The sequence below is a fragment of the Vibrio sp. F13 genome, assembly GCF_020806305.2.
GTDB classification, from domain to species: Bacteria; Pseudomonadota; Gammaproteobacteria; order Enterobacterales; family Vibrionaceae; genus Vibrio; species Vibrio crassostreae_C.
The window spans coordinates 3,194,262-3,218,285 of sequence record NZ_CP170175.1; the positions used below are offsets into that span (position 1 = coordinate 3,194,262).

Sequence of the window (24,024 nt, forward strand, 5' to 3'; positions counted from 1 at the left end):
CAGTGCGCATATCGCCGCTGAGGACAAATGCGCCACGAAGAAGACCCAAGCCCAAGCGCGGCGTGATTTAGCCCGAAAAGAAAAAGAAGAAAAGGCGCGTCGAAAGCGCCGTGCCAAATCTAAACGTGACTTTGCATATTTCTGTCAGACCTATATGCCGGATGCGTTCACACTTGAGTTCAGTGAATACCAGCTCGCACTGACTCGCTTGGCCGCCAATCGAAATTTGAATCATCAAGACGAAGCGCTGTTCAAAGCGCTCATTGACCCGCGCGACCACGGTTTTATCAAACAGCCCCTTGCGCTTGAAAACGGCAAGCGTGGTCAGTATGAGGGCATTCTCGATATCGAACCACGCGATCACGGTAAAACCACCCGTAATACTCAGGCCATGCCTTTATGGCTGGCGCTTAATCATCCTGGTTCATTCATTGTGATTTGTGGTGCGTCTGCCGATAGCGCCAAAGAGATGATGGACGCCATCAAAGATGACTTAGAAGATAACGAACTGATTCTGGATGATTATGGGGAGCAGCGAGGTAACACCTGGACTAAACGCAAAATCAAACTGGCCAATGGCTCTTCCATTGTGGCGGTCGGTCGTGGGCAGCGGCTGCGTGGTATTAAAAACAAGTACCAACGTCCGACTCACATTATCTGTGATGACTTGCTCGATGACAAAGAGGTGGAATCGCCGACACTGCGTCGTCAGGCGGAGCGCTGGTTCAAACGCGTTATTATGAATCTGGGCAAAGGGGCGCTGACCATCATCGCCAACACCATCATGCACCCAGACGATTTACCGTCACGTCTCCTTAAACAAATTGAAGATGGCCGTTTGCCTAACTGGTTGGGGCTGCGCTTCAGTGCCATTACCCCGTCGGGGCATTCCTTATTTCCAGCACGTTGGAGTTTGCAAGAGTTAGACAATAAACGTATCGCGTCAGGCAGTGCTTGGTGGACGGAATGGATGAACCGTCCTATCGCCGATGAAGAGGCCGACTTTAAGGAAGAGTGGTTTGTCTACTTCAAACCTTATGAATTAGATCTTCGAGATTGCACCATTGGTATGGCGATTGACCCTGCTACGGGCCTTAAAAAAGGTGACTGGTCCTTTATTGCCGTGGTGGCTCGACACAAAATTACCATGGTGGATCATGTGTTGTTTGCCAAAGGCTGGAAAGAGTCTGACCTTAAGTTTGCCCAACGCATTGTGGATGTGTTTCTACAACACAGGCCGTCCTTTGTGATGTTCGAAACCGTTGCGTTCCAGAAGATTTACAAAAAAGAAGTGATGCGTTACGCCAAGAAGAAAGGCGTGCGCCTTCCAGTTCGTGAGTTCAAAGGGGGCAATAAGCAAGTGCGTATCAAGTCGCTCTCGTCACAGGTAGAGAACGGACTTATCCAATTCTTAGAGACTCAGACGCTGCTTCGTCAAATGTTTTTAGAGTTCCCTCGTGGCCATGATGATGGGCCCGATGCGGTGGAGATGGCCATCAGTGGATTCGAGTCTGGTTTTGTGGGCGGCGCAACACCACAAACGCCCAAGTCAATCAGTAGCGCCGCGAAAGCGCTCTCACGCTTTGGTGGTGGTGCTTTGCGACGAATGATGCGTTAGGAGTCTCTATGTTCAACAAACTCGCAGAAATGAAAACGAAACTCAGCGATGTGCTCTCCATGCTGCGCAAGCTGGTGTGTATTGGCAAAGTGAGCAAAGTGGATGCCGAGCTAAGGCGCGTAAAGGTGACTTTCCCTGGTCTACGTTACCCTGAGTCAGATTGGTTGCCTGTGCTGGGCTTTCGTAGTAAGAACGTGAGCATTTCGTGCAACCTTGAGCCTGGTGAGCAAGTGCTGTGTCTGTTCATTCCTAGCGGTTCAATGATGTCTGGTTTTGTGCTTGGCTCGATGGCGAACAAATCAGCAAAGCCCTATATCGCGAATGTTGATAAGTTTGGTGTCCGGTTTAAAGACGGCACAATTTTGGAATATGACCAAAGTAGCGCAACGGGCGTATTAAAAATTAAAGGTAACGAACCTGCTCTCATCGTAAACGAGTCCGGTGTAACCATTGATAGCCCTAAATACACCGTCAATGCACCGACCATTTTACTCAATGGTCAAACCCATATTACCAAAGCGCTGACGGGGGATATGACAGCAACATTTACCGGACTCGTCGGGGCCGCAGGATATGGTAGTACAACGGGGGGGGCAGCCGTGATGAACAGCGGTGCCACCATGAAAGGCTCGGTGACCATCAATGGTGTCACAGTCGCCGTGATTAGCCATAAACACAATGACGCAGAAGGCAGACCAACGTCCACCGCAAACCAATAAATGACAAAACGCCCTCAGAGCGATTCTGAGGGCGCTTAATTTCTATCGGGTGTGAATGTTCAAATAATTTTATTCAAACTCATTCAAACCGGATTTCAAACGAATTCAAACGGGGTACGCATGACCTACTCACTCAAATTTGCAGGAAGCGGACGAAACACCGATTTGGTGGCCGATATCAAGCAGTCACTTTTTATGATTGTGTACACCGGCAAAGGCGAACGGATTTATATGCCGGATTACGCAGCGGATGCATTGGAGTACATTGATAAGCCTCAATGGGAAGTGCAAGGGTTGAAAGTGTCCATTGCTGAATCGGTGGCTAAGTATGAGCCTCGAGTCAAACTCGACAGTATTGTGGTCACTCAAACCGATTTGCCACAGGGCATTATTGGCATTAAGCTTTCTTGCCAAATCCTCGCCACGGGGCAAAGTGACGTGTTCGATTTTACTAACGCTTAAGCCTGCCGAACGGAAATTATCCTCCAATAATCTCAGATACTGACTCCACTGATGAACAGGAGACAGTATCCATGGCCGAATTACTTCACGGCATCCGAACCATCGAATCGCTCACAGGTCCCATTTCGGTCATCGAAGTGTCGTCCAGTGTGATTGGTGTGTTTGGCACCTCTGAGTTGGCAGAGCCATTAAAGCTCTACCACACCACCAATTACGATGACGCGAAGAAGGCCTTCGGTGAAGGCTCGCTCGCCAATGCCATTCGTCGCGTTCACCACTATGTACCAAGCAACTCCATTCTATCAATCCCTTTAGGTAAGGACAGCGACTTCCCTGACGTTGAAACGCCAGCGGTCTCTGGCGTCACGATGAGCACATCCAGTGTCGCTATTTATATTGATGATGGCGCAAGCTTACCTGTCACGATTTTAAACCCTCACACTTGTCGCATTGCGTACAGCTCGGACAATGATCTCATTGCGACCGTGGATGCTAATACGGGCGTGGTAACGCCTGTGAAAGCCGGTATTGCTAACATTACCGCCTTGGTCACCTTTAATGATGGTGAGAATGACGTAGATGAGGCCCATGTCTATGGCGTGACGGTCGCACAAACCAATCCAAACGCAGGCAAGACCATGAGTCCAGCGACGCTGGGTGATTCTGTTGCGACAGCGTTCTTAGGCGCAGACTCTCAGCCGAACGCGTTAACCAATACGTATGAGCAAACTGCTGTTTGGTCGATTGATGATGAAGCCATTGCCTTGGTTGATAGTAGTGATGGCACGATCACACCACTTTCAGAAGGTCAAACGGTGGTCGCCGTGAAGCTCGCACCCAAGAGCAACGTCAGCTACACCAATGACAACGATATGACCATTAATGTGGGGGATGTTGCTGGCATTGAGCTCACTTATGTACTGACCGTTTCCCGTGTCACCGATGCGCTGTTGGCTAAATTCATGGAAGCACTGCCGCTACTGCGTAAAGCGAAACAGAGCTACGGCTTTTCATCCAAAATCAACATGGCTCCAGGCATTTTACACAAGGATGGCGCAATGGGACTCGCTGTGGCAGCGGTCAGTACTATCCGCGGCATTTGGGTGGGAGATATGCCAGAGCATATTTCAACAGCCACTGAGGCGTACGCTTGGAAGAAAAAGTACACCTCACAACGAGCGTATGTCGGCTGGCCACGTCCAAAAGTATTAGATACCGACGGCGCAACGGTGGTTGATTGGTACGCGCCAAGTCTGTGTGGCCTCCTTGCTCAGGTAGACCGCAACCAAACCGAGCAGAACATTGTGCCGGAAACCGGTTACTGGTGCTCGCCATCAAACTACGTCATGGCCGATGTGATTGGCCCTTCCATTGAGCTCGATTACATCCCAAGCGATCCATCGTGTGATGTGAACTACTTAAACGTGAACGGCATTGCCACGCTGATGAACCATGGCGGTTGGAAGAACTTTGGTAACTACTCCACCGCGTTCCCAACCAAGAGCGATTACCTGTCATTTATTTCAGTTCGCCGCACAGCCGACATCCTAGAAGAAAGCATTGAGGACGCCACTCGTCAGTTCTTAGACTTTCCGATGTTCACCAGCCCAACGGACATTGCTAATACGACCTGTGGCCGCGTGAAAGATACGGTGAACGATTATCTTCGCTCGAAAGAAGGCACCGCATTGGTGTACAGCAATGTGTCAATTGATGCCGGTGACAACCCGCTCACCAATCTGATGCAAGGCAAAATTAAGTACCGCTATCGAATGACACCGCCTGTGCCTATGCAGAGTGTGGAATTTGAAGCTGAAATTTACGTTGAAGGGTTAGAAAGCGCCTTTAACAAACTGATTGCATGAGGTAAGTCATGGCAGAGAAAAGTGTGGTCTGGCGTGACCAGATGGCGTTCATTAATGAAACCCAATACGTCGGACGCGTAAAAAACGCCAGCAGCGACCTACAGCGCAAGATGGCCACGGTGGGCGGCTTAGGTGGGCTGGGTGATGTCGAAGTGCCAACCGGCAAGTACGAAGCCCCAACGGCAACGGTGGAGTTTCAATCGGTGGCGCTTGGCGATGTGGCTCAGCTGACCAATAACGATGGGTGGATCAAGCTGCGCCTAACGGGACAAGTACGCATGCTGGATTCCGAAACAGGGACCAAGATTATTGATGCGGGTATTACTCGTATTCATGGGTTTGTGAAAAATCCACCGGTTCCTGGTTATAACGATGAAGGTTCGCCGTACACCGCCAACATTGCTGTGCATTTTATTGAGATCAGCAATACCTCTGGACGCGTATTCATGCTCGACATGCAAACCGGTGCGAAATACCCGCCGGATGCACCAGGGCAATTTGGTATCACCGTGACCTTGTAAGGAGTCGATATGCGAATTCGTAAGTTGGAAATTGTGGCAGATGGCATTCAAAAAAATGGTCAACCCGTCACGAAAGCGCAGCTCGAATCGGTGGTTCGCCATTATAAATCGGACGCCCGCCCGCCTGTGACCCCAGGTCACCCAACCAAAGGCAGCGATCAGATTGCCGCGTTGGGGCGAGCGTCCAACCTCAGAACGGAAGCTGGCAGTGGCGATAAAAGTGGAAAAACCGTCCTTGTGGGTGAGGTGATTTACACCCCCGAGATGGAAACACTGGAAGACTCAGGCAAGTTTGAAGGTTTCAGTGCTGGCATCCATCCAGTACCGGATAAAGAGGGTGAGTGGTACATGCACCACCTTGCCTTCTTGGGGCAGCTTCCTCCGGCGGCGGACACGAAAACCCGTGATGTGGTGGATCTAAGCGATAGCGACTTTTGTGATGACGCTATCTATCTCAGTGCAGATGTCGGTACTCAACCTGGCTCTGATGACAATGAAACAGGAATAACCATGAAGAAAGACGAACTCAAAACGCTGCTTGGCGATGTCGTCAAAGAGCAGCTTGACGGTATGGGGATTAAACCTAATACGCCGCCAGTTAAAAAAGAAGGTGAGCAAAACAAAGATGGAGAGCCGACTAAGACCGATGACGACAAATCAAACGGTGCGGTTACTGCGATGCAAGAAACGTTGGCAGGCGATCGTAAGGAAACACTGACCGAGCTAGCGGACTCGCGTGAAATGAGCGACGAGCTTCGCAAGAGTGTGAAAGTCATGATTGAAGGTGCTTCGTCGATTGAACTTTGCGCATCAGGCGACGGTAATCGTTACAGCCAGCTCAAAGGTATGCTGACTGCGATGCCTGAAAAGAGCGCGACCCCACCTAAAAAGTCAGCGTGGGATGCATTGACTCAAAATCTAGAGCTTGCCGATGGAGGCAATGCTCAAAAAGATAACTTTGATCCGGAGGGTTGGTAATGGAATTTGGAATGAAAACCACCATCAAGGGCGCACCCGCCATTGTCGGCAGTTATACCGGTGGCAACGTCATCCAACAAATGATGGTTAATGGCATCACCGATTTAGAGCCAGGTCATGCCGTGGTGATCACTGATGGCATGATCACTGGGCGTTGGGACGGCTCCCCGTTGATCACCGTTCAAGATGATGGCGCTGGTAATCTTACCGTCACTCAAGTGACGCTAGGGGTAGTCACCACCAAACAAATGAAAGGTGATGGGTCTGTTTCAGTACTTCGCCTTGGCGCGTACCTTCGCGACCGTGTGGTGCTTGCGGATGATTCAGCGCTCACTGCGTCTAATGAATTTACGCTGTCTTGCGTTCAACTCTTTGCAGAAGGTGCCTGGTTATGAGTCCTCTAGAGCAACAAAAAGCCAAACAAGATGGTGTGTTTTCCAAAGCGCTGCGTGACGCGTCGAATGCCTTTGTTCAAATGGGCGCTCACCCACGCACACTTCTGCACCATTCACGCCGTAACGATTTGATTGAGCAAGCCATCGCGAAGCTTCAGCTCTTAAAGCGTGAAGGGGAGGCTTACCATCAATTAGGTCAACCGATTGTGGAAGCAAAGTTAAAAGCGGATGTAGAAAATAATTCAAACGATAACTTAAAGCTTGAGCCTGTCGGTTTTCGTAAAGTAGATGACTCACCGGTTGTGTACTCAGAGCTTGGCGTTGATGTGCAAAGCGGTGGTTTGAATCTTGTTCTCAATAACCCTTACGAGCAAATCGTAAAGTACACCTCTAGTGATGAAGCCGTGGCCACCGTCGATGAAAAATCAGGACTAATCACTCCTGTTAGTGACGGTGAAGTAACGATTCATGTTGCCCTAACGAAAAAAGGGGAATACCCACGCGTCGAAGATAGCGTTGGTTTGGTGATTGCGGATGAGCCAAAAGAAGACTCAGAGCCATCTCCCGATGGTGACGCGCAATCAGACAACAACGCTTCTGAGTCAGGCTCTGAAAAATAACCCCACCCATTAATGCATGCCGCTGTTTAATAAGCGGTTATAAAGAGAACAAAGCATGGATATTATTGATATTTTACGCGGTCTGTTAGCCCCTCAAGAGTGGGCAGAGCTGCTAAACAACTACAAAAAGCGCAAGTCAGTGCCAATGCGTATTCGCAAGAAGGTGTTTGGGGAGGCGGTGTTTTACCCAAGCGTGCGCATCCCCTGGAATGTGCTCAAAGAGACCCTGTCTAACATTCCGGTGGTACGCCGTGGTACGAAAGCGTATCAGCTTGGTGGCAATGACTTAGAAACTCAATCTATCGAGCCACAAGGTTTTTCGACGGTATCGCATGTGTCAGCGGCGGAGCTCAACAACCTCAAGGCATTAGGCTTAAAGAACATTCAAAAGTTTTTTGAAATGCTTCAGTTTGGTGTGATGCGCAAGATTGAAGTCTCAACTGAAGCGCTGTGTGCTCAATCGCTGACAGGTAAGATTGCCTACCCAATGAAAACCGCAGACGGCGCAATGGAATTGTTCGAAGTGGATTTTGGGGAAACCCTTCGCTACAACTTTGACAGCTCACTGAAAGCCACAGACGCCACCATCGAACAAGTGTACACCGCCTTGCAAGAAATGGATGAAACCATTCAAGCGAAAGGTTATGGCGCAAACTTGGAAGTATTGAGTGGTAAAACGTTGTTTGCTCGCATTGTCACCTTAGCAGGGAAAAATAAATCCAACGTGCTCGATGTGAAAGTCAGCAAGGGGCAAGTCAATGTAGGCGGCTACCTCATTAATCTTGAAAATGGTTCATACGAAACCATGGTAGGCGGTACGAAAACCCGCGTAAAAACCGTTGATGATGACAAGATGGTGATGATTGACCTTGAGGCAGGCCACACACCGTACTATGCCGCGCTCGATGATTTGGACGCAGGCCTTCAGGCCTTACCTTTCTTCTCGAAAGTAAAGAAAGTCGACGATCCAAGTGGCGCGGATGTGTACACCATGTCAAAGCCTTTGCCTGCGGTTGTCGTGGATGCCATCTGCTGGGCCGATGACGCACTGAAGTAAGGAGTGATAATGGCTATTACCCTTACCGAGTTAAGAGCGATGGTCAGCATCCAGGGAGTATCGAGCTCCCTGGATGAGCAAATCTACCACTCCTTAACTTACAACGATGAGAACAACACTCAAACTGCTTGTCAATCAGCCGCGCGTTGGTGCTATGCCTATCTTGGTCAAAAGAATGCCTTGTCTCGCCTTTATAGCGAGGATGACAAAGAAGTGTTGGCTGAAGGCATGACTCAAAGGGCGATTTACGAGTTAGGTGAAATTAGCGAGTTTGATTTTGATGATCGCAAAGACGAAGCGCTCGCATTAATCAACGCCTTGCTTGGTCTTAATCATGGCACTGAAAGCGGTGCTCAATACACAGGAGTTGCGATTGCCCATGATAAAGAATCTCACATTATCGTCCCTTATCGCTCGGCTTCCCACCGACGTTATCGTTAATCACTACCCATTACCAGCAGAGCTCGGCAACGCTCGCTACCAAAGCAGCAACTACTATTTTGGGGCCATTCGCGCCATGCTGCTCGATGAAGAGGTGGCATCAAGCATTGAAATGCGTCATGCCACGGCCATGACGGTGCCCTACGTCATGGAAGGCTCAACCAGTGACATCGAGTTTTACAACGAGGTGATGGCAGACTTTGATTTAGAAATGTTGATGGAACAGATGTTAAGCGCGACGGAATTTGGTTTTATGCCAGTGGAGCTTATCTGGGAGAAATTCGGCTCACAGCTTTGCCTCACCCACTCAGAGCCCAAACGCCCTGAAGACTTCCGTCTATTAAAGGATGGTACCTTAGTGTACGGCGCTGTGGACTACACAGCGAAAACGCCTGTAGCAGGGAAAGTCATTCCCGTGCTGCGCAATGCGACCACTGAGCGTCCATACGGCGAAACTATCTTAGAGTCAGTGTGGCCTATTTGGCAAAGTAAGTGGATCAGCTGGGCCAACATCGAGCGCCTTGGTGAGAAGTACGCGATCCCAACGGCGATTGCTCTGGCTGAAAATGCCAATGGCGGGGATGACGTACAAGCGATTGCCAACTCGTTAGCCCCTGTGATGAACGGAGATGCGGTGGCACTCTCTGGTGTAAAAGAAATCGTCACCCTTGATGCCAACGGTAAGGTGGATGAACTACTTCGAACCATTGAATACATTGATAACAAAATCGCCAAGCGCATCACCGGTCAAACCTTGACGAACGGTAATCAAAAATACGGCTCTCGGTCATTGGGTGAAGTCCATGAAAGAGCGGGCATGCGCGTCTCCAAACGCGATGCTCGCATGGTGCATAAGACACTTAATGATACGCTGCTTAAATGGATTTTCTTAGCCAATGGTCGTGAAGGCAGCCTCAAAATTCGAGTGGATGAGGACGCTTATAAAGAGTTGGTGAACAACATTGTCGACAGCCCCTCTTCCAGTCGTGAATCCACGTATCTTTCAGATGCACCAGGAAAGCATTTATGTCTGCTTTAAAGAGTCTTGATAAAAAAGAGATCGATAACCTCACTAAATTACAGCGCCTCGAAAATGAGGCGCTTTCATTAACCGTCAAAAGCCTTTCAAGCGAACTGGAAGCCGCGTTCAAAGCGTATTCAAACCCAGGCGATATCGATATCACCCAAGTGACAACGCAATACACCAACATCTATGCCGCTTCGATGATGGTGAGCTGGCTGCTGGGCCAAGCGCATATCCATAATGCGATCAATGATGCCAGCGATAAACCTATCGAACTCACTTACGCGCCGATTTATCTTGCCGTGGATGAGGTGCCTTTTCAGGAAGCGATTGATTCACTCAAAGCTATGATACCGACCGATACCAAAGCGTATCGTCAAATGGAAGCGGCGATGAAGCTGCGCGCCTTTACGGTCGCGAACGTCTCCAGTATTGATGCGGTCAATCGCGTCAAAAAACGTTATGAAGACGCATTAGAAAGCGGAGCATCACGCTCTGAAACGTTAGGGAACCTCCGTCAACTTCTTGAGCAAGAAGGACTCTCTCAGGTCAATCCTTATTGGTTAGAGTTGCATTATCGCAACAATATGATGACCGCATATAACTCAGGCCGTTGGACTCAGATTGCCTATAACGACTTGGTGGAGTTTCTGGTTTATTCGTCGGTGCTCGATTCAGGCACCACAGAGCTGTGCAGAAAGCTCGATGGCGTGATTAAGCCCAAAGACGATCCATTTTGGGAAAGCTTTTACCCGCCCAACCACCATAAGTGCCGTGCGACAGTGTCAGTGTTGTCACGCAAGCAATATGAAGCACTACCCGCATCGATGCGACAGGCCTCAGCCGAAGTCAGTGGCACAGACTTGGATAAGGATGCGACGACTGGCAAAGAGCATCAGTTTACTAGCTCGCCATTAGTATCAATGAAAACGCTGCCAGCATCGATGATGGAGCGGGCGCAAAAATATGGACTGACCCAAAGCATTCTCAACTACTCTCACGCACAAAGTAAACACGTCTTAAAAGAGCAAGCAGAAGCTGTCGCTAAACAAGGTTTATCTGTGACCACACTCAATAACGCGATAAAGCAATCGCCAGAGCTAGAGCCGTTTCGGGAAATGATACAAGAGAAGTTGATGACCTCGCCTGATGAGGTGTTGTTCGCTTTTGATGAGCTGGGAAGTGGTGAATTTTTACCTAGCGTGCAGTTTGTGCTTGAGTTAGATGATTCACTCAGAGGCGTAGCGTTTGCGAGTGCGTATGGCAATACACGGGTCTACCGAGTAAGCGCTATCGCTCAGCAAGTGCTTTCCAAACAGATGTTTATTGAAGTGCGATAACAACCTTTCATTTTAATTATTTCAATTGCTTGATTTATAGGCAGTATGACCGCATAACAATACATTGTATTCGTCAAATATTTAGTCCTTATGCAAATCAAAAAAGAATTTGATTACTATCAAACATTACACCAAACCATAACGCATGCTTTGCTTCATCTATTGTTCCAAGTATCGGCTAGCTCGCGTTTCGTACCCATTGCAAAGCGTAATGAGATTTTATTGAAATATCTAAAGCCGAAAATGAGTGATAAGGCTTACGCTGCGATTAAAAAAGACATTCGCTTGATGCTTCAAGCGGCTCGAACAAAAGAAGGGAACTTAGAGATGAAGCTCTATCAACTTAATGACCAGGCTAAAAAGACCAAGCTCGCTGGTGCGGAGAAGCTGTATTCACTGCTCGTGCACCTATATGACGAAGAAGGCATTGAGTCGAGGCTTTTTGAGGAAGGAACTGAGGCAGAACCGAGTGTTTTGTATATGTTAGAAGAACATATTGAACAGGGTTTCGACAATATGACACAGATTAGCCCTCTGTCTATGTTAATTCAACATGAGAGAGCGTATGACCTCATTGACAGTATTCATCGACATGGTTTGTTTATCGCAGAAATGAAAGAGTGGAATGCAAAAACGCATCAAGCTCACCTGCTGTTACATCCTGCAGAGCTCTAATTAACTCAAGTTATCATCACAAAGCACTGGCTATTCCCGGCACACCATACTAGTGTCGTGTTCACGTTGAATTTACATGGAATTTCAGCATGTTAACGATTAAACCTGAACATAAAACGCTGGTGAGTTTGATTATTGAACAGTCTAAACAAGGTCATGTTGACCCTATCTCTGTATCCCAAATGCTGCCTGAGCACTCTGTCCATCACGTGGCCTTTGTTATCGAACAGCTTTCACAACAGCCCTATCCTGATTTAACGCAATTAATTCGAAATAATTAACTGTATAAATACACAGTTCCTCGTGATAAGGTTGATCGGTGTTTTGATGCCTTGAGTACCTGAGACCCAAGACCTTTTTGATAAAGGAATTGGAGAGGAAGCAACAAAACGCCGCCAGCTTTAATTCGTTATTGCTGGCGGCTTTCAACCGCTATTTGTGTTCAAGGCTCTTGCTAACAGGAGATAAGAATGCACCAACACACATTGCACGATGGCCGTGCCAGCCTCATCCATGCCGATTGTTTAACCTACCTTAAAACGCTTGAAGACAACTCCGTTGATCTGATTTTAACCGACCCACCATACTTCCAAGTCAAACGTAATGCCTGGGACAATCAGTGGCCAGATGTCGCTTCATTTCTAGCCTGGCTCGATGAAGTGCTTCTCGAGTTCTGGCGAATCCTTAAACCCTCAGGAGGTCTTTATCTGTTCTGTGGTTCAAAGCTGGCCAGTGATACTGAAATTCTCATCAGAAGCCGCTTTGAAGTGTTTAACCACATCATTTGGGCCAAACCGTCAGGCCCATGGCGAAGAATGCACAAACCGGACTTGCGCATGTTCTTTCCGTCCACCGAACGTATTTTATTTGCTGGCCACTATAACGCTGAAGGCTATGCCAAAGGTTGCTCTGGTTACGCTTCTCAATGCAATGAGCTCAAGAAACACGTATTCAAACCTTTGATGGATTACTTCATCAATGCTCGTAAACAACTTGGTGTGACAGCAAAAGAAATCAATGCGGCAACAGGGACACAAATGTGCTCTCATTGGTTTAGTGAAAGCCAATGGAAACTCCCCAACAAAGCGCAATACCAAAAGCTTCAACAGCTTTTCGCAAGTAAAAAGGGAGAATTAACGAAGACGCATGGCGACCTAATGGAGGAGTATGACGCTTTAAAAAATAACTACCAAAACTTGGTATTGGAATACGATGATCTAAAAGCGCAATACGAACATTTACGTCGACCGTTCTCCGTCACCAGTGAGGTGCCTTATACCGATGTCTGGCAGTTTGCACCGGTGCAATATTATCCAGGTAAGCATCCCTGCGAAAAACCACAAGACTTACTGCAACATATCATTACCGCCAGCAGCCGTGAACATGATGTGGTGCTCGATGCGTTTATGGGCAGTGGCTCTACAGGTAAGGCGTGTTTGAGTTTAAATCGACGTTTTATCGGCATTGAAATGGAAGAGGAAACGTTTGAACAAACGCTGGAGTCGATGAGAAATATTCAATATTAGTTTGTAACTTAAAAAGAAAAGGCGCTTAATTGCGCCTTTGTCATATTGAGTTGTACAGCCACTCGTCCGCTTCATTGAACATCTCTTCCAAAAGCGCATGGGCTTTCTCTTTTTTGGTTTTATCCCTTTCCATGATGTCCAGATGATTGTTTTCACCCTTGCGAATACGGACACAAACATCGGGATCGAGTACCGACAAACGCTTTTGAATTTCAGGCTCAATCAAAGAGAATGTCCCTTTGGGTAAACCAGAAGCTTTGACGATCATATCAACGCGCATAATAAACTCTCCTTTTAAATGTACTGTATGAAAACACAGTATATTTATTTTTAGTCGAGGTCAACATGATCCATATCTTTCCAAAGATCATCCATCACATCATGCAATGTCTGTTTGAGCTGAGGCGTCATATCACGCAGGGCTGCCACTAAGGTTTGTGCCATCACATCGGCCTCAGAGCTCACCGCTTCCAGTTGAATGACAGGTGCAAAACTCACTTCGATTGTGGCTGGTGGCTGACTGATGGCGTTTCTGGGTTGCATTGTCGCAGATTGAACTGTTTGCTCCACTTGAGCGACAGCCTGTTGGTTAACAGGATCATCCTTACCATTGAAAATATCGTATAACCAACCTGCAATCTCATCACCCGCCACAGAGCCAGCAATCGCACCAGGGACGGCACCAAAGCCACCAAACAAACTCCCCGCGAGACCGCCTAGTGTGGTTCCAGCCGTGGCTCCAATACCACGCCAAACTCCTTCCGTATCTCCTTCAATGGCGCTCATGCCAATAGAGGCCGCATTCAAAGCCGTACCAATGACGGGGAGTTTCTTGAGAGCGCCTTTACCACCATTTATTACTTTTTCCCCAGCAGAGGACCACGGGCTTGCTCCTTTGGCGACATTGTTTACTGGTTTCGTGGCTGACTTTGTAAATAATCCAGTTGAGGTCGTACTTAGAGCTCGACCCACCACTGGCAGCTTTTTGAGAACACCTTTACCGCCATCCATTACCTTTTTCCCCGCACTCGACCAAAAGCTCGGCCCTTTAGCGACCTTCGCCACCGGCTTAGCCGCAGATTTGGTAAATAAGCCACTAAACATGCTCGCAGGTTTGAAGCCACCTTGAGAGCCCATTGCAGTGCCAAGAATTTTACCCAAGGCTTTTTTACCAAGGCGGGCAGCAATCATTCCCCCGAAAGCTGTTGCGCCTATGCCGCCGACAAGACCCGCATAACCCAATCCAGAGTTCTCGTTCATAGCTCCAGTCGCGGAGCCTGTCACATTGGAAACCGCTGTCCCTAAGTCATCAAACTTATCGATTAACTTAGCCGCACTGTTCGATACTGTGTCAGTCGTCGCATTGAATGATTGCTTGGCTTTGTCGATAGAAGTTGATACTCCTTGAGCGGCATCATCAAGAGAATCAACACCGTCAAAGACCTTTCCCCCTTCTTGCAGACCTTGCTGCATTGCGTCTAAACCGTTGGTACCAATATCTTCAGAGAGGATTGTGCCACCGATGGCTTCAAGAATGGGTTTGACGGTGGCAGCATCGGTTTTGTTTGCACTATTCACTAGAGCCAATAGTGCTGCATAGTTGTTACCTGGCGCATTGCCTGTTTCAACGTCACTGCGTACTCGGTAAGCGGCTTCTTTAATTCGGTTACGCAAATCGGTATCCGTGATGGCATCAATGGTGCCCGCTTTATCGCCTTGCCCCACCAATTTGGCAAACTCATCGCTATCACTAAAACGAGCCATAAAGGATTCTTTAAATGAATCACCTACCTTATCTGTATTCCAAACACCGGCTTGACGGGCGCGAACAATAGAGGCTGCAAATTGGTCAAATGAAATCTTGTCACCGAGTAGAGGCGAGTATTCAGCGAAAGTATCGAGCAAATCCCCATTAGCATCACCGACCATTGAGCTGGTGGCGTAAACCTTATTCGCAGCCTCCTCGATGCTGATGCCGAATCCTTTTGAAATATTGGCAAGGGCGCGAACGGTTTCGGGTGAGGAATAGTCAGGGAAAATCTTTTGTAATTGGATAGTGGCTTTTGTTAATGCCTGAGTATCTTCGTCACCTAAATTTTGCTGTTTAGCGAGGGCTTGAGTAGCGAAAATGCTCTCTTGGTCTGCACCATACATCCGAATCAAGTCGGTACGAAATTGGCGTTGAGAGGTCGATTGCACCTCTTCTAATGAATAGCTACTGCGAGCAGCAAGGAGACGTTCATTTCGAGACTTATCATTCCCCGCCCAGGCGAAGCCTGCTGATGCCATGGCCCCTCCAGCAATCGCCCCCAGCTTTTCAAAGTTTTGTAACTTGCCGAGCTCTCGACCTTGCTCTGAAATCTCTTTATTGGTTCGATTGAGTTGGCCTTGCAGCCGTTTCTCTTCTTGGGTGATGTCATTGACATCGAGACCCGCCTCTTTTAATGAGTGGCCTAAGCGTGATACTAATCGCTCATGCGCTTTAATCTCATTGGTGCTCTTCTGGTGAGCCTTCGTTAAATCACCAAGCTCACGCTCTGTCGCAGAGATAGAAGAGCGAATACGGTTTTCATCTTGAGTTGTGCTTTTTAGTTTTGATTGATATGCCTGCAATGTGCGCACAGCTTGTGCAACGGCCCCCGTTTTTTTCTTAAACGTTTTGGTATTGGTGCTGCCAGCGTCACTTAACCCCGCCAAATCGGTACGAAGCTTATTGATGGTCGCTTGCAGTTTGGATTCTTCATTGGCCATGATTCGAGATTGCTGTGTCACTTTGGCAAGCTCAGCCTTCAGTTTGGGGAGTTCATCCTTCTTTTGTCCTAGAATTTTTGAGTATTGTTTTTCAGCTTCGGTCAATTGTTCAATGGCCGATTCAGCCTTTTTAAAGGCATCAACATCCGCGGTGGTTTTTTGCAGCTGCTTAAACTCTCGCTCCAGCTTATTCGATTCTTTTTCAATCTTTTTCGACTGCTGAGTAAACGCATCTTTAACCCCAACAATGAGCTCTAACGCGTAACCACTGTCCTTATTTATTGCCATGATTAAAGACCTCTATGAGATACGTATATTGCGCCCAGTCGGCATTGAGTAATTCGCCAACGGAGACAAGACCTATTTTCTTGTGGGTGAGCAGTCGAAAAGAGTGATCAAAAATATTCTGTTTGATTCGTGCGAGGTTTAGCTCTTTCCCATCAGGTGAGCCAAGTTGATGTGCTCTTCATAGGGCAGGTTAATCAGCATGTCGACAGGAATAACCACTTCGCCTTTCATACCCAAGTTCGTGAGCTTGCCATGCTCATCTCGCTTCTCTTCAGTGCGTTCGCCAAACACTAAAATGCTCGAGGCAATGTGCGCGGTGATGGCATCGTTAGATTCAAAACCGTATTGCTCTTTGGTGAAACGCACCGCTTCAATTCGGTCCTTAACCAGCGCTTTGCGCACACGCTTAGCACAGTTGAGTTCCATCCCACCAAATTGAACCGGAGTGTTCAACATGCAGATATCAAACTCCATCATTGCACGGGCAATATCTTCCAAAGTGAAGGTTCGAACTTCTGATTCTAATTCGGTTTCAACGGTGTTTTTAGTTTGATTTTTAGTGCTCATAGTTTATCTCGTTGTGAGTAATTTAGAGCCTGCATTGTGTCTTTATATATAGCGTCCATCTGCCGAACGGAAATTATGTGGTCAGGTTTGAATATCCTATAACCACTGGATAAACGAGACGAAATAATGCTTCCCAAAATCTTAAAGCAAGACGTTCGACTTCGAACGCTGAGTTTCCTGACAACGGAAGAGATGGACGAGCTTCGCTTAGCCATTCATGGCCTTCAGGTTATCGATATTGATAACGTCCACGAATCTTACTTACCCTGGCTTTCTTGGTGGTTTCGTGTCGATACCTGGGATGATTCCTGGACGGTCGCGAGAAAGCGTGAAGTCGTCAAAGAGGGCTTAGTGCTGTATCGATACAAAGGCACGGTCTGGGCTGTAAAACGAGCGTTGGACCTAACAGGTTTCAACCCAACGCTGACGGTTTGGCATCAAATGAACCCAATTGGCGCTAAAGGCACCTTTTTGGTTGAAGTGATTCAAGACAAAGGAGGGTTGAATCAAAAAGACTATGAGAACGTCGTCACGCTCGTTGAGAGCAACAAACAAGGCTCTCAACATTGGCAAATGACGATAAAAAACAAGCCGTCGATAGGAGGGATATTCAGCGTTGCGATTTCAAAAGGACGCAACCGAATTACCTCTAAAAATTTTCCAACTAACCCAACGTTAATTGGCGGACTGTATTCAGCGGTCACCCTAAAGAGTCGACATCGCATGACTATCCGAAATAAGAGTAATGAAATATGAGTTTAGGATCTGCACAAGAGCACACGGCTGTGCTTACCGATAAGGGTAAAGAGCTGCTGGAAGCGGCCTACCAAAGTGGGCAAAAGTTATTGATTGAGCAAATGTCTCTAGGCGATGCAAATGGTTCAAGTGTCACGCCGACACCGGATGTTACACAATTAGTGAATGAGTTCGGTCGACAAGATATTAATGAGGGCAACACACAAGAGCACTGGTTCAATGCCATTGTCTATGTTGACGCGTCACGCTTTGCTGAGCACTTTATCAATGAGTTTGGGCTGCATGATTCTGATGGTAATCTCATAGTTTATAGCTCGTACCCCTCAACACTCATCCCTTCTGTTGATAATCAATACGTTCAAATCGAAATTGAGTGCTCAATGGATTTATACCAAGCCTCGGCGGTGACCATCAATATAACGCCAATTATCCCTCATGCTACGGAGCTAGAATCGGGAATTGCACGTATCGCCACCGATGCTCAAGTTGATGCAGGAACCGATGATTCTGCATTCCTTACCATAAAGAAACTATTACGTAGAGCGGCAACCACCTCACTAGCGGGTGTGGTCCAACTGTCTAATAATTATAAAGGAACAAGTCAAACGAAAGCTGTTACAGAAAAAGCCCTTAGTGAAGGGCTTGCTCCAATGTTCAATCCTGAGAATCCACAACTGCTTGGGGCATTAAACCTGTACGTTTTTTTTACGGCAAATGAGGGTGAACAGATAAACTGGGAACTTCCTGATGAGGTAATTGGATCGAGTTTTGTTTTAGTGGATATAAAAACAACAATTCAGTACGAACGCAATATTAAGTTACGCGCTGCATCCAACTGGAGTCCAACATCAAACTCATCAGGGGGGCACCATAAACAATTTAATTTTACAGCAGGAGCATCAGGTGATGAGCATGGCACCTTACAAACTATTTTAATTCCGTGTGTAACAGAAAATAAAAAACCAGTAAAAGGCATGAAATTCACCCTGTCGCGAAACCTGACCAGACCAGGGGAAGTCGCTCCAACCTTTGAGATTACAGTTAAATCAGCATGGAAATAAAGTATGGATACAATCACAGAGAAAATCACAATACACCTCGACAAAAACTCCTTGGTCATTGCTGTAGGTAAAGTGGCTAGCGAAAGAATTATAGAATCGTTTGACATTGACACAAACGAGCTTCCCCTTCAGTTTTGGGAGAATATTAGTTCTTATTCTTATATTAACGGTAAATTTATTCAATCAGATAAAATTGACGTGTCTCAAGAGGCGTCATGGCAAAAAAACAAACTATCCGCCATCAATGCTGCAATTGCCGAGTATCAAGCAGACATGATGATAGATGAACGGTATTCAGAGCTTAGAGTTGGAACTTATAGCGAAGAAGATTACTTTAAATTGCTCGGTGATAGAAAATTACTCATTGAATATGTTCAACAAGAGGACTTTCCCGAATGCGGTCGTCCTATGCTCTCTAGTTTAGAAGGGATAACGTAACTTTATATGTCAAGATATGCATTTATGCATAACATCAAATCATGACAGAAATCACCTCTCTCGTTTCGTTATATCCCGCTTTATTTCGGGTAATTTCGGGTCAATAAACGTTTTAAGTTAAAAATACATGGTGTTTTAAGTTTCGCTCGCAGCTGTCACTAATGTCTTTTTCCAATCCGTATTTGCTTTAATGCCGTAGCCATAACAAATATGGACTGCTGTTTCGCACTTAAGCCCTTCAATGGCTCTTTCCAAACAAGCGATGCCCCAATTGTTCACTTCATCAAAAAACACGTTAAACGCAGGTTCATCGAACTGAATAATATCCACGCCTGCCGCTTCAAGTTCTTTGGCTTCTTCGTTGAGGATCTTTGCAAATTCCCACGCCAGTTTTTCACGGCTTTGGTAATGCGCATCGTAAAGTGTATCAATCATGGTCATAGGCCCCGGCAGAGCCCATTTGATCGGTTGGTCGGTTTGCTGACGTAAGAACTTCGCATCTTCAACAAACACAGATTTCTGACGAGAAACTGGGCCTACAACCGTCGGTACACTCGCATCGTAACGGTCGCGGATTTTAACGGTTTCACGCTTTTCAAAATCAACGCCATTCAGGTGTTCAATGAAGGTCGTTACAAAGTGTTGACGTGTTTGTTCGCCGTCACTCACAATATCAATGCCTGCTTGCTGTTGCTCGTGCAGAGAGACACGCAGCGCATCTTGTTTGCCGTCTGTGAGTTCATCGCCTTGAAGTTTCCATGGCGACCAAAGCGTCTCTGGTTGTGCAAGCCAAGACGGTTTCGGCAAGCTGCCCGCTGTTGAAGTCGGTAATAGTGTTTTCATAATAATATTGCCTATCCTTGGGTGGTTTGAGAGCGCAATAGACGATTAAAGTGCGTAATTTGCCGACCAGTTCTCTAGAACTGATTGGTATGGCTTAATGAACTTCTCTTCTGCGAATTTACCTTGTTCAACAGCTAGCTGGCTTCGTTCTTCACGGTCGTACACGATTTGAGTCAGCGAGTGATCCAAGTTTTTCAAGTTTGGTTGGTAACAGTTACCCGCAACCGCGTTCGCGTTGTAAATCTCAGGTCGGTAGATTTTCTGGAACGTACCCATGGTACTGATGGTGCTGATAAGCTCTAGGTTAGAGTAATCGTTCAGCAGATCACCAAAGAAATAGAAGGCCAAAGGTGCAACACTGTTAGGCGGCATGAAATAACGAACCTGTAAGCCCATCTTTTTGAAATATTGTTCAGTTAAAGAAGACTCATTCGGTTGGTATTCAAAACCTAATACTGGGTGTTGGTTTTCAGTGCGGTAATAGGTTTTATTATCTGACACGCTTAAGCAAATAACAGGTCGTTTATTAAAGTTCTTTTTGTAAGCGTCAGAGTTAACGAAATATTTAAAAAGCTTACCGTGTAAGTCACCAAAATCTTCTGGAATGCTGAATTTATCTTGGCCTTTATTATGATCCAATAGACGTACGCTAAAGTCATAATCTCGAACATAAGAAGAGAAGTTATTTCCGATAATGCCTTCAATACGCTCGTTAGTTTTACGGTCTACAATATTGGTTTTCAGCACTTCAATTGAAGGGAATGCTTCGCCGTTGCTTTCAATATCCATATCAACAGAAATGATTTCAAGCTCAACAGAGTAGCGGTCGCCCTTAGGGTTATCCCAGTGCGCTAACGCGTTGAAACTGTTATCGATCATTTGTAGTGCATTGCGTAAGTTCGCTTGACGGCTGTCACCGCGAGCCAGGTTAGCAAAGTTGGTAGTGATACGCGTGCTGTCTGCAGGCTGGTAGTTTTCGTCGAGGCTAATGCTCTTAATCGTAAAATTAAATTCTTTATTCATGCTGATTTGGTATCCCAATTTTTTTTCTGATTCTCTCGGTCTTTAGTATTAAAACGGCTTTTATTTTTTGCTTGTGACCGGATTAAGAATCGAAGGCTATGCTGTCTGAAATTAATGCTTAGTAGAATTAATGTCGTATAAAGTTAATCGCTTAAGGTTTTTATACGTTGATAGGTTGACCATTAACAATGGTATTACTTCACATTCAACATGAGGAATATTCATGATCTATTCTGTTTGAATATTTTAGTCGGTGTCAGTTATATTAATTAGCTTGATGGAAATATAACCGCATTAATAGTGTGTTATTTAAGACGATTAATTTAATTAAGAGATGGATGAAATGAGTGAATTGCTGTTGTTGATTTTCTACTGTGCGTTACTGGGCAGTGGTGTTGGGTTTCTAGCCGGTTTGTTAGGTATTGGCGGAGGGCTGATCATTGTTCCTGTGTTAAGCAGCATTTTACTGTATTTAGAAGTTCTACCATCCGACCAAGTTGTTGTCGCGGCGATTGCTACCTCGTTGGCATCGATACTGTTCACTTCAACATCTTCTGCACTCGCTCACCACAAGAATGGCAAAGTGCCTGGGATCTGGCGCCTTGGATCATGCTCGGTGTTGCTCTGGGTGCATTGGTTAGTGGTTTTATGGCGGCGTTGTTACCGGAAAAAGTCGTTCGTATTGTGTTTGCTGTGAGTGTGGTTCTGATTGCGATCAAGATGTTCTTAAGCAGCAAAAATGATGCGCCTAAGGAACGAAAACTGCCGAACAAAGGCGTGCTCACTGTGCTGACAACCATTACGGGTGGCTTATCTGCCATGATAGGTATTGGTGGCGGAGCATTGCTGGTTCCGCTATTAACGTTCTTCTCTGTCGGTATGAAAAAGGCCATCGGTTGTGCCTCGGCTTGTGGCATTGTGATCGCGTTGTTTGGCTCGATAGGTTACATCAGTTCAGGCAGCAGCCACTTTGCTCTATCAGATGGCTTTGCTGGCTTTGTTTATCTGCCTGCGCTGTTGGGTATTGTGTGCACGTCTTGGTTTACGGCTCCGTTAGGCGCAAAAGCCACCAACCATTTACCGGTTCCAACGATTAAGAAAATCTTCTCAGTACTGCTGGTGGTTATCGCAGCAAGCATGGTTGCTCGTTAATAAAAGATCGTTCAAGTGTGAATATACAGAACAAAAACGAATAAATTGATCAACCACCAATAATTAGAAAAGGGCAGTTTCATAACTGCTCTTTTTTTGTTTATCGGTCTATGCTTATACAACTATGTACATGAGTATATTGATAAAACCGTTTAGTTATGAACAGTTCACCGCTATAGCTAAATGTATTTTGTTTGATTCAACGGAATGCTATCAATGAGTGATTTATGGATCCTTTAACGCAGGGCGTGTTAGGCGTTTCTTTGTCACAATCTGCCAGCAAAAAACAACATTTGGTTGTTGCTGGGGTATTAGGTCTGCTCTCTGGGTTGGCTCCAGATTTAGATGCACTGATTAAGTCTCAAAGTGACCCTTTGTTGGCTTTGGAGTTTCATCGACAATTTACCCATTCACTCTTCTTTATCCCCATTGGCAGTTTGATCTGTGCCTTGGTTCTGCATCACCTGATTGCAAAAAGACGTGGGCTTACTTTCAAACAAAGTTGGCTGTTTTGCGCTCTGGGTTATGGCACTCATGCACTGTTAGACGCTTGTACCACTTATGGTACGCAGTTACTTTGGCCTTTAACCAACGCACGCTTTGCTTGGAACACCATATCAATCATCGATCCTGTTTATACGCTTCCCATTCTAGTGTTGCTTGTGTTTGCGACGTTAAAACGAGCGCCTTGGCTAGCGCGTGTTGCGTTTACTTGGGCGCTAATTTATCCAACATTAGGGATGATTCAGCGAGACAGGGCAGAGGCGATTGGGTGGCAATTAGCGCAAGAAAGGCAACACACACCGATTCGATTAGAGGCAAAACCAAGCTTTGCGAATATCTTGGTTTGGAAAGTGGTGTACGAAACAGAGGCTCATTACCATGTAGACGCAGTGCGGGTTGGCACATCGGTAAGCACGTATCCCGGAGAGTCGATTGCGAAGCTGAATGTTAGCAGGGATTTACCTTGGCTTGACCCGGACTCTCAACAAGCCGAAGACATAGAACGTTTCCGCTGGTTTTCAAATGGTTATATCGCTCAGGACCCAACAGACGAGCTGCGTATTATCGATGTCCGATATTCAATTGTACCAAATCAAATGAAAGCACTATGGAGCATCAAGCTATCAAAAGCAGTTGATGCAAACGCGCATGTAAAATACGAAACTCATAGAGACAACACGCCAGAGTCGAGACAGATCTTCTTCGGTATGCTCACTGGCGATAAATGAGCTAGTTTTAAACTGATCTGCACCGTCAATACTGGATGCTACGTTAAGCGACTTTCCATACGTTTAGTTATCTCTGAATTGTTAATTTAGGGGAAGCTATAGCTCATTTATGCCCGTGCGACCTGAAGTCGTATGAAGCGTTGTTCACCACGACAAGAGTGAACCATCTGTATCACCAGATGACCCTAAGATCCTGAATAAAGTAGCGGATCTGACAATGTAACGAAACTTGGCCGTTAGGCTGAGTGGGAACAAAATCGTGAGAGGATGTTCCTCCTGAAAACCACAATTCGGGTAAGTGCTAGGGAGTCAATATGATGAACGTATGTGAATCCATTAAAGGTGCGTCATATGATGAAGCAGCGGAAGTGGTTAATACGCTGTGGCCAAAACGGCAACGAGAGTCGGAAAGGAGTTGGGCATTGGCCTTTCGTGATCAAAGTACTCTCCGCACTAGAGTGGGCATCTAAGTTGACATTTTACGTAACATACGGAACAGGGTAAGCCTGTATCGCTCCCTATGGGAAAGCCCTTGTGGCCGATAGTGATGCGGGTAAAGGAGGTCGGAGAAAGCGAAGGCTGCATTGTAACGATGCAGATACAGACTCGTGTCTGGTCACGAAAGTGAGCCCACTTCCGACTGGTCTTTCGTTGCGAGAGAGTTTGAAGAAC

23 protein-coding genes and 2 pseudogenes are annotated in these 24,024 nt (G+C 46.5%); 20 read left to right on the forward strand and 5 right to left on the reverse strand.

What is annotated here, in order from left to right:
- The first annotated feature begins 154 nt into the window (after window positions 1-154).
- The 15 genes from terL to LMH68_RS14695 all read left to right on the forward strand — a co-directional run bounded on the left by terL (window position 155) and on the right by LMH68_RS14695 (window position 13,241).
- Window positions 155-1,618, forward strand: coding sequence for a phage terminase large subunit (gene terL, locus LMH68_RS14625; protein WP_229647024.1), 1,464 nt, complete (start codon window positions 155-157; stop codon window positions 1,616-1,618).
- Between the two features lie 8 nt (window positions 1,619-1,626).
- Complete coding sequence (locus LMH68_RS14630; RefSeq protein ID WP_229647023.1) at window positions 1,627-2,337, forward strand: phage baseplate assembly protein V; 711 nt, start codon at window positions 1,627-1,629, stop codon at window positions 2,335-2,337.
- A gap of 120 nt (window positions 2,338-2,457) precedes the next feature.
- On the forward strand, window positions 2,458-2,799 hold the full coding sequence (locus LMH68_RS14635; protein WP_048615433.1) for a GPW/gp25 family protein: 342 nt from the start codon (window positions 2,458-2,460) through the stop codon (window positions 2,797-2,799).
- 71 nt (window positions 2,800-2,870) lie between these two features.
- On the forward strand, window positions 2,871-4,664 hold the full coding sequence (locus LMH68_RS14640) for a phage tail sheath family protein (protein ID WP_048666299.1): 1,794 nt from the start codon (window positions 2,871-2,873) through the stop codon (window positions 4,662-4,664).
- A gap of 8 nt (window positions 4,665-4,672) precedes the next feature.
- Window positions 4,673-5,185: a phage major tail tube protein gene (locus tag LMH68_RS14645; protein ID WP_048666300.1), complete on the forward strand. Its 513-nt coding sequence runs from the start codon at window positions 4,673-4,675 to the stop codon at window positions 5,183-5,185.
- A gap of 9 nt (window positions 5,186-5,194) precedes the next feature.
- Window positions 5,195-6,163 (forward strand): hypothetical protein, encoded by a 969-nt coding sequence (locus tag LMH68_RS14650; protein ID WP_229647022.1) that lies wholly within the window; start codon window positions 5,195-5,197, stop codon window positions 6,161-6,163.
- 11 nt (window positions 6,164-6,174) lie between these two features.
- On the forward strand, window positions 6,175-6,558 hold the full coding sequence (locus tag LMH68_RS14655; RefSeq protein WP_229647021.1) for a hypothetical protein: 384 nt from the start codon (window positions 6,175-6,177) through the stop codon (window positions 6,556-6,558).
- On the forward strand, window positions 6,555-7,178 hold the full coding sequence (locus tag LMH68_RS14660; protein WP_229647020.1) for an Ig-like domain-containing protein: 624 nt from the start codon (window positions 6,555-6,557) through the stop codon (window positions 7,176-7,178). The genes LMH68_RS14655 and LMH68_RS14660 overlap by 4 nt, the downstream gene beginning before the upstream one ends.
- A gap of 55 nt (window positions 7,179-7,233) precedes the next feature.
- Entirely contained in the window at window positions 7,234-8,235 is a 1,002-nt protein-coding gene (locus tag LMH68_RS14665; RefSeq protein ID WP_229647019.1) for a major capsid protein, read from the forward strand.
- 9 nt (window positions 8,236-8,244) lie between these two features.
- Window positions 8,245-8,676 carry a hypothetical protein gene (locus LMH68_RS14670; RefSeq protein WP_048666304.1) on the forward strand — a complete coding sequence of 144 codons (432 nt, stop codon included), beginning with the start codon at window positions 8,245-8,247 and terminating at the stop codon, window positions 8,674-8,676.
- A complete protein-coding gene (locus LMH68_RS14675; protein WP_229647018.1) occupies window positions 8,615-9,715 on the forward strand; it encodes a DUF935 family protein in 1,101 nt (366 codons plus the stop codon). Before LMH68_RS14670 ends, LMH68_RS14675 begins: the two co-directional genes overlap by 62 nt.
- The gene (locus tag LMH68_RS14680) at window positions 9,703-11,040 is read left to right on the forward strand and encodes a phage minor head protein (protein WP_229647017.1); all 1,338 of its coding nucleotides are present in this window, start codon (window positions 9,703-9,705) and stop codon (window positions 11,038-11,040) included. Before LMH68_RS14675 ends, LMH68_RS14680 begins: the two co-directional genes overlap by 13 nt.
- A gap of 90 nt (window positions 11,041-11,130) precedes the next feature.
- Window positions 11,131-11,715 carry a DUF2913 family protein gene (locus LMH68_RS14685; protein ID WP_048615442.1) on the forward strand — a complete coding sequence of 195 codons (585 nt, stop codon included), beginning with the start codon at window positions 11,131-11,133 and terminating at the stop codon, window positions 11,713-11,715.
- A gap of 89 nt (window positions 11,716-11,804) precedes the next feature.
- Window positions 11,805-11,996, forward strand: a complete 192-nt coding sequence (locus LMH68_RS14690; RefSeq protein ID WP_048615443.1) for a hypothetical protein — start codon at window positions 11,805-11,807, stop codon at window positions 11,994-11,996.
- Between the two features lie 189 nt (window positions 11,997-12,185).
- The gene (locus LMH68_RS14695) at window positions 12,186-13,241 is read left to right on the forward strand and encodes a DNA-methyltransferase (protein ID WP_048615444.1); all 1,056 of its coding nucleotides are present in this window, start codon (window positions 12,186-12,188) and stop codon (window positions 13,239-13,241) included.
- 40 nt (window positions 13,242-13,281) lie between these two features.
- Here the strand turns inward: LMH68_RS14695 and LMH68_RS14700 are convergent, their stop codons facing one another.
- The 3 genes from LMH68_RS14700 to LMH68_RS14710 all read right to left on the reverse strand — a co-directional run bounded on the left by LMH68_RS14700 (window position 13,282) and on the right by LMH68_RS14710 (window position 16,847).
- A complete protein-coding gene (locus LMH68_RS14700; RefSeq protein ID WP_048615445.1) occupies window positions 13,282-13,521 on the reverse strand; it encodes a DinI-like family protein in 240 nt (79 codons plus the stop codon).
- 50 nt (window positions 13,522-13,571) lie between these two features.
- Window positions 13,572-16,280, reverse strand: coding sequence for a phage tail tape measure protein (locus LMH68_RS14705; RefSeq protein WP_229647016.1), 2,709 nt, complete (start codon window positions 16,278-16,280; stop codon window positions 13,572-13,574).
- Window positions 16,281-16,418: 138 nt separating this feature from the next.
- A complete protein-coding gene (locus tag LMH68_RS14710) occupies window positions 16,419-16,847 on the reverse strand; it encodes a hypothetical protein (RefSeq protein ID WP_048615446.1) in 429 nt (142 codons plus the stop codon).
- Between the two features lie 126 nt (window positions 16,848-16,973).
- Here LMH68_RS14710 and LMH68_RS14715 point away from each other — a divergent pair, with 126 nt between their 5' ends.
- From LMH68_RS14715 to LMH68_RS14725, 3 genes are read left to right on the forward strand one after another with little or no spacing between them, the layout of a single operon-like run.
- Window positions 16,974-17,603, forward strand: coding sequence for a phage tail protein I (locus LMH68_RS14715; protein WP_082151264.1), 630 nt, complete (start codon window positions 16,974-16,976; stop codon window positions 17,601-17,603).
- Window positions 17,600-18,664, forward strand: a complete 1,065-nt coding sequence (locus LMH68_RS14720) for a phage tail protein (RefSeq protein ID WP_048615447.1) — start codon at window positions 17,600-17,602, stop codon at window positions 18,662-18,664. Before LMH68_RS14715 ends, LMH68_RS14720 begins: the two co-directional genes overlap by 4 nt.
- A 3-nt stretch (window positions 18,665-18,667) precedes the next feature.
- A complete protein-coding gene (locus tag LMH68_RS14725; protein WP_048615448.1) occupies window positions 18,668-19,102 on the forward strand; it encodes a hypothetical protein in 435 nt (144 codons plus the stop codon).
- 153 nt (window positions 19,103-19,255) lie between these two features.
- Here the strand turns inward: LMH68_RS14725 and LMH68_RS14730 are convergent.
- Window positions 19,256-19,945, reverse strand: a pseudogene (locus LMH68_RS14730) (methionine synthase); the annotation flags it as partial.
- 45 nt (window positions 19,946-19,990) lie between these two features.
- Window positions 19,991-20,968, reverse strand: a complete 978-nt coding sequence (locus LMH68_RS14735; RefSeq protein ID WP_017064213.1) for a DUF1852 domain-containing protein — start codon at window positions 20,966-20,968, stop codon at window positions 19,991-19,993.
- Between the two features lie 343 nt (window positions 20,969-21,311).
- Between LMH68_RS14735 and LMH68_RS14740 the strand changes: the two are divergent.
- Together LMH68_RS14740 and LMH68_RS14745 are read left to right on the forward strand one after the other, a co-directional pair.
- Window positions 21,312-22,120, forward strand: a pseudogene (locus LMH68_RS14740) (sulfite exporter TauE/SafE family protein).
- A gap of 227 nt (window positions 22,121-22,347) precedes the next feature.
- Window positions 22,348-23,352 (forward strand): metal-dependent hydrolase, encoded by a 1,005-nt coding sequence (locus LMH68_RS14745; protein WP_229647015.1) that lies wholly within the window; start codon window positions 22,348-22,350, stop codon window positions 23,350-23,352.
- Window positions 23,353-24,024 lie beyond the last annotated feature (672 nt).

Bases quoted from the DNA above. Each gene is read 5' to 3' on its own strand.
- terL (WP_229647024.1), top strand. From the start codon at position 155: ATGCCGGATGCGTTCACACTTGAGTTCAGTGAATACCAGCTCGCACTG.
- LMH68_RS14630 (WP_229647023.1), top strand. From the start codon at position 1,627: ATGTTCAACAAACTCGCAGAAATGAAAACGAAACTCAGCGATGTGCTC.
- LMH68_RS14635 (WP_048615433.1), top strand. From the start codon at position 2,458: ATGACCTACTCACTCAAATTTGCAGGAAGCGGACGAAACACCGATTTG.
- LMH68_RS14640 (WP_048666299.1), top strand. From the start codon at position 2,871: ATGGCCGAATTACTTCACGGCATCCGAACCATCGAATCGCTCACAGGT.
- LMH68_RS14645 (WP_048666300.1), top strand. From the start codon at position 4,673: ATGGCAGAGAAAAGTGTGGTCTGGCGTGACCAGATGGCGTTCATTAAT.
- LMH68_RS14650 (WP_229647022.1), top strand. From the start codon at position 5,195: ATGCGAATTCGTAAGTTGGAAATTGTGGCAGATGGCATTCAAAAAAAT.
- LMH68_RS14655 (WP_229647021.1), top strand. From the start codon at position 6,175: ATGAAAACCACCATCAAGGGCGCACCCGCCATTGTCGGCAGTTATACC.
- LMH68_RS14660 (WP_229647020.1), top strand. From the start codon at position 6,555: ATGAGTCCTCTAGAGCAACAAAAAGCCAAACAAGATGGTGTGTTTTCC.
- LMH68_RS14665 (WP_229647019.1), top strand. From the start codon at position 7,234: ATGGATATTATTGATATTTTACGCGGTCTGTTAGCCCCTCAAGAGTGG.
- LMH68_RS14670 (WP_048666304.1), top strand. From the start codon at position 8,245: ATGGCTATTACCCTTACCGAGTTAAGAGCGATGGTCAGCATCCAGGGA.
- LMH68_RS14675 (WP_229647018.1), top strand. From the start codon at position 8,615: ATGATAAAGAATCTCACATTATCGTCCCTTATCGCTCGGCTTCCCACC.
- LMH68_RS14680 (WP_229647017.1), top strand. From the start codon at position 9,703: ATGTCTGCTTTAAAGAGTCTTGATAAAAAAGAGATCGATAACCTCACT.
- LMH68_RS14685 (WP_048615442.1), top strand. From the start codon at position 11,131: ATGCAAATCAAAAAAGAATTTGATTACTATCAAACATTACACCAAACC.
- LMH68_RS14690 (WP_048615443.1), top strand. From the start codon at position 11,805: ATGTTAACGATTAAACCTGAACATAAAACGCTGGTGAGTTTGATTATT.
- LMH68_RS14695 (WP_048615444.1), top strand. From the start codon at position 12,186: ATGCACCAACACACATTGCACGATGGCCGTGCCAGCCTCATCCATGCC.
- LMH68_RS14700 (WP_048615445.1), bottom strand. From the start codon at position 13,521: ATGCGCGTTGATATGATCGTCAAAGCTTCTGGTTTACCCAAAGGGACA.
- LMH68_RS14705 (WP_229647016.1), bottom strand. From the start codon at position 16,280: ATGGCAATAAATAAGGACAGTGGTTACGCGTTAGAGCTCATTGTTGGG.
- LMH68_RS14710 (WP_048615446.1), bottom strand. From the start codon at position 16,847: ATGAGCACTAAAAATCAAACTAAAAACACCGTTGAAACCGAATTAGAA.
- LMH68_RS14715 (WP_082151264.1), top strand. From the start codon at position 16,974: ATGCTTCCCAAAATCTTAAAGCAAGACGTTCGACTTCGAACGCTGAGT.
- LMH68_RS14720 (WP_048615447.1), top strand. From the start codon at position 17,600: ATGAGTTTAGGATCTGCACAAGAGCACACGGCTGTGCTTACCGATAAG.
- LMH68_RS14725 (WP_048615448.1), top strand. From the start codon at position 18,668: ATGGATACAATCACAGAGAAAATCACAATACACCTCGACAAAAACTCC.
- LMH68_RS14735 (WP_017064213.1), bottom strand. From the start codon at position 20,968: ATGAATAAAGAATTTAATTTTACGATTAAGAGCATTAGCCTCGACGAA.
- LMH68_RS14745 (WP_229647015.1), top strand. From the start codon at position 22,348: ATGGATCCTTTAACGCAGGGCGTGTTAGGCGTTTCTTTGTCACAATCT.